This is a genomic window from Adlercreutzia sp. ZJ176, from assembly GCF_011038975.1.
GTDB lineage: Bacteria > Actinomycetota > Coriobacteriia > Coriobacteriales > Eggerthellaceae > CAAEEV01.
Genome location: NZ_JAAKEC010000033.1, coordinates 1 through 5,285, shown reverse-complemented (window position 1 = coordinate 5,285; position 5,285 = coordinate 1). Strand labels below are relative to the sequence as shown.

Here is a 5,285-nt window from a genome sequence, read left to right as displayed (position 1 = left end):
GTAAAGTATCTCCTTGCGCGTCTCGCGAGAGGCGCGGGCGGGGAGGCCGCGGGGCGGCCTGCCGCGGGACCTTGAGAACCGGATACTGAGGACATGGAACTCGAATCAGAGTGTGATATGTCAGACGGACATTCTCATACCTCGTCAATCCTCGTGATTGGCAAAGAGCAAATGCTTTAAGCGATCAAACGCGGGGCGCGTGACGTGCCCCGCCTCCGAACGGAGAGTTTGATCCTGGCTCAGGATGAACGCTGGCGGCGTGCCTAACACATGCAAGTCGAACGGTTAAGCCAACTTCGGTTGGGAATACAGTGGCGAACGGGTGAGTAACACGTGACCAACCTGCCCCCCGCGCCGGGACAACCGCCGGAAACGGCGGCTAATACCGGATGAAGCGGCAGGCCCGCATGGGCCTGCCGCCAAAGCATTCGCGGCGGGGGATGGGGTCGCGGCCCATTAGGTAGACGGCGGGGTGACGGCCCACCGTGCCCGCGATGGGTAGCCGGCCTGAGAGGGCGATCGGCCACATTGGGACTGAGATACGGCCCAGACTCCTACGGGAGGCAGCAGTGGGGAATTTTGCGCAATGGGGGGAACCCTGACGCAGCAACGCCGCGTGCGGGAAGAAGGCCCTCGGGTTGTAAACCGCTTTCAGCAGGGAAGACAAAAGACGGTACCTGCAGAAGAAGCTCCGGCTAACTACGTGCCAGCAGCCGCGGTAATACGTAGGGAGCGAGCGTTATCCGGATTCATTGGGCGTAAAGCGCGCGTAGGCGGCCGCCTAAGCGAAGCCTCTAACCCCGGGGCTCAACCCCGGGCCGGGCTTCGAACTGGGCGGCTCGAGTGCGGTAGGGGCAGGTGGAATTCCCGGTGTAGCGGTGGAATGCGCAGATATCGGGAGGAACACCGACGGCGAAGGCAGCCTGCTGGGCCGCGACTGACGCTGAGGCGCGAAAGCCGGGGGAGCGAACAGGATTAGATACCCTGGTAGTCCCGGCCGTAAACGATGGGCGCTAGGTGTGGGGGGATCGTCCCCCCGTGCCGCAGCCAACGCATTAAGCGCCCCGCCTGGGGAGTACGGCCGCAAGGCTAAAACTCAAAGGAATTGACGGGGGCCCGCACAAGCAGCGGAGCATGTGGCTTAATTCGAAGCAACGCGAAGAACCTTACCAGGGCTTGAAGTGCGCCTGAAGCCGCGGAAACGCGGTGGCCGAGAGGAGGGCGCGCAGGTGGTGCATGGCTGTCGTCAGCTCGTGTCGTGAGATGTTGGGTTAAGTCCCGCAACGAGCGCAACCCCCGCCCCGTGTTGCCAGCATTCGGTTGGGGACTCGCGGGGGACTGCCGGCGTCAAGCCGGAGGAAGGTGGGGACGACGTCAAGTCATCATGCCCCCCATGCCCTGGGCTGCACACGTGCTACAATGGCCGGTACAGAGGGCTGCCACCCCGCGAGGGGGAGCGAATCCCGCAAAGCCGGCCCCAGTTCGGATCGCAGGCTGCAACCCGCCTGCGTGAAGTCGGAGTTGCTAGTAATCGCGGATCAGCACGCCGCGGTGAATACGTTCCCGGGCCTTGTACACACCGCCCGTCACACCACCCGAGTCGTCTGCACCCGAAGCCGCCGGCCGAACCCGAAAGGGGCGGAGGCGTCTAAGGTGTGGAGGGTGAGGGGGGTGAAGTCGTAACAAGGTAGCCGTACCGGAAGGTGCGGCTGGATCACCTCCTTTCTAGGGAGACCCTAGATTCTTTATCTCAAATCTCACAGAGGCGAGAAGAGTCCGCCCCATCGTCCCCAGCATCCGGCACCCAGGGCCCCGCGCCCCGGGCACCTTGACACCTGCATAGCGCGCGGCGCGGCGGCTGACACGTCAGCTGGACCGTGCCGCGGACATGATACTTGCAACCACATCAACTGAGATTCATGCAGATGCATGGGTTCGGATGGGTGGTTCGCATCATGGACATAAGCACTATTTTCCAGATCGCAAGCGTATGCTTGAGAGAACAATCATACCAATACATCAGACGCGGGGCCGCGTGTCGGCCCCGCGCCCGAAGGTGATTCAGCGTTGAAGATACCTAGGGCGCACGGCGGATGCCTTGGCACAGGAAGTCGACGAAGGACGCGGCAAGCTGCGATAATCCGCGGGGAGGGGCACACACCCTTTGATCCGCGGGTCTCCGAATGGGGGAACCCAGGCGGGGTTATGCCCGCCTACCCCTCCCTGAACAAGATAGGGGAGCGGGGGACAACCCGGGGAACTGAAACATCTAAGTACCCGGAGGAAGAGAAATCAACCGAGATCGCGGGAGTAGCGGCGAGCGAAACCGCGCGAGCCCAAACCCATGCGCGTGTAAGCGTGCGGGCGTTGCCGCATGGGGGTCGTGGGAGCCATGGCCGGGGGGCCGCATGCCCCGGCGGGGTCACAAAGCAGGTTCGGAGCGGAACGGCATGGAAGGGCCGGCCGCAGCGGGTGAGAGCCCCGTACGCGAACCGTTCCTGCCCCCGAGTGGTTATCCCGAGTAGGCCCGGGCAAGTGCAACCCGGCCCGAAGCTGGGGGGACCACCCTCCAAGGCTAAACACTCTCCTGTGACCGATAGCGAACCAGTACCGTGAGGGAAAGGTGAAAAGCACCCCGGGAGGGGAGTGAAACAGCACCTGAAACCGTGCGCCCACGAGCAGTCGGAGCACCCATTGCGGTGTGACGGCGTGCCTTTTGTAGAATGAGCCAGCGAGTTGCGCCGTGCGGCGAGGCTAAGCTTTGAAGCGAGCCGCAGCGAAGGCGAGTCTTTAAACGGGCGACTTATCAGTCGCGCGGCGCAGACGCGAAGCCGGGTGAGCTACCCATGGGCAGGCTGAGGCGGGGGTAAGACCCCGTGGAGGGCCGAACCCACTTCGGTTGAAAACGGAGGGGATGACCCGTGGGTAGGGGTGAAAGGCCAATCAAACCCGGAGATATCTCGTTCTCCCCGAAATAGCTTTAGGGCTAGCCTCGGGCGTTCTCCGCCGGCGGTAGAGCACTGGATCTCCGAGGGGGCCTCACCGCCTACCGACGAGAGCCAAACTCCGAATGCCGGCGGATCAGAGCCCGGGAGTCAGAGCATGTGGGCTAAGCTGTGTGCTCGAGAGGGAAACAGCCCAGACCGCCCGCCAAGGCCCCCAAGTCCGTGCTGAGTGGCAAAGGATGTGCGTCTGCCCAGACAACCAGGATGTTGGCTTAGAAGCAGCCATGCATTCAAAGAGTGCGTAACAGCTCACTGGTCGAGTGGACATGCGCCGACAATTCACGGGGCTAAGCACGGCGCCGAAGCGGCGGACTGAATCAATTCAGTGGTAGGGGAGCTCTCCGAGGGCGGCGAAGCGGCCGGGCGACCGGCCGTGGAGCGCTCGGAGGTGAGAATGCTGGCATGAGTAGCGAGAGCAGGGCGAGAAACCCTGCCGCCGTGAGCCCAAGGGTTCCTGGGGAAGGCTAATCCCCCCAGGGTCAGTCGGGAGCTAAGGCGAGGCCGTCAGGCGTAGCCGATGCGCAGCGGGTCGACATTCCCGCACCGCCTTGGGTCCGCTATCACCGACGGGGCGACGCAGGAGGGTAGCCGGGCGGGGTTCTGGACGTCCCCGTGAAAGCGCGTAGGGCGCAGGGCATGCAAATCAGCCCTGCATGAGGCCTGAGACGCGAGACGAAGCCTTCGAGGCGAAGCCGGTGAGCCCATGCTGCCGAGAAAAACCCCTAGGGAGGACTCTTGGCGCCCGTACCAAAACCGACACAGGTGGGCGGGTAGAGCATACCGAGGCGATCGGGGGAACCATGGTTAAGGAACTCGGCATACCAGCCCCGTAACTTAGGGAGAAGGGGCGCCGCTGCGGGTGATGGGACGAGCTCCCGGAGCCTGCGGCGGCCGCAGCGAAGAGGCCCAAGCGACTGTTTATCAAAAACACAGGACTCTGCGAAGCCGCAAGGCGATGTATAGGGTCTGACGCCTGCCCGGTGCCGGAAGGTTACGCGGATGCGTTAGCGATGAGCGAAGCGCTGAAGCCAAGCCCCGGTAAACGGCGGCCGTAACTATAACGGTCCTAAGGTAGCGAAATTCCTTGTCGGGTAAGTTCCGACCTGCACGAATGGCGTAACGACTTGGGCGCTGTCTCAACCATGGACCCGGCGAAATTGTACTGTTCGTGAAGATGCGAACTCCCCGCGGAAGGACGGAAAGACCCCGTGAACCTTTACTGCAGCTTGGCATTGGCAGTTGGCGCGGCGCGTAGAGGATAGGCAGGAGCCCGCGAAGCGGGGGCGCAAGCCCCCGTGGAGGCGCCCTTGGAATACTGCCCTCGTCGCGTCGGCTGCCTAACTCGGCGCCGTGACCCGGGCCGAGGACCGTGCCAGGCGGGTAGTTTGACTGGGGCGGTCGCCTCCCAAAATGTAACGGAGGCGCGCGAAAGGTTGGCTCAGGGCGGTCGGCAACCGCCCCGAGAGCGCAAGAGTGCAAGCCAGCTTGACTGCGAGGCGGACGGGCCGAGCAGGGACGAAAGTCGGCTCTAGTGATCCGGCGGCCCCGGGTGGAAGGGCCGTCGCTCAACGGATAAAAGGTACTCCGGGGATAACAGGCTGATCTTGCCCAAGAGTCCACATCGACGGCAAGGTTTGGCACCTCGATGTCGGCTCATCGCATCCTGGGGCTGAAGTCGGTCCCAAGGGTACGGCTGTTCGCCGTTTAAAGCGGTACGCGAGCTGGGTTCAGAACGTCGTGAGACAGTTCGGTCCCTATCCTCCGCGGGCGCAAGGGATCTGAGGAGAGCTGCCCCTAGTACGAGAGGACCGGGGTGGACGGACCTCTGGTGAAGCGGTTGTCGACCAACGGCACCGCCGCATAGCTACGTCCGGCGCGGATAACCGCTGAAGGCATCTAAGTGGGAAGCCGCCTCCGAGATGAGATCCCTCTTTGGTAAGGGCCCTCGTAGACCACGAGGTCGATAGGGCGCAGCTGCAAGGGCCGCGAGGCCCTGAGGCGAGCGCTACTAATCACCCGAGCTCTTCAAAGCACTTTCACTCACAGGCAAGTTCTGCGATCCGCAGTGCGCCGCGCGCATGCAGGCGCCAGGGCCCCCTTAAGGGCCGCTGGCGGGCCTGAATAGCCAGGCTCGTGGGAGCACCTCCCATGAGCGGAACCATGGAGCGGGGGATCACCCGATCCCATTCCGAACTCGGAAGTTAAGCCCCGCGTCGCCGAGAGTACTGCAGCGCCAGGCTGCGGGAGGCCAGGGAGTTCCGCTCATGAGGGGTGCTTTCT

3 rRNA genes are annotated in these 5,285 nt (G+C 63.5%); all 3 read left to right on the top strand.

Annotated features, from left to right (window positions below):
* Positions 1 to 216: 216 nt before the first annotated feature.
* Positions 217 to 1,725: ribosomal RNA gene (locus G7Y50_RS11670) — 16S ribosomal RNA — on the top strand.
* Between the two features lie 341 nt (positions 1,726 to 2,066).
* A 23S ribosomal RNA gene (locus tag G7Y50_RS11665) occupies positions 2,067 to 5,037 on the top strand.
* Positions 5,038 to 5,155: 118 nt separating this feature from the next.
* A 5S ribosomal RNA gene (rrf, locus tag G7Y50_RS11660) occupies positions 5,156 to 5,270 on the top strand.
* Together the 16S, 23S and 5S rRNA genes form the textbook arrangement of a ribosomal RNA operon.
* Positions 5,271 to 5,285: the final 15 nt, after the last annotated feature.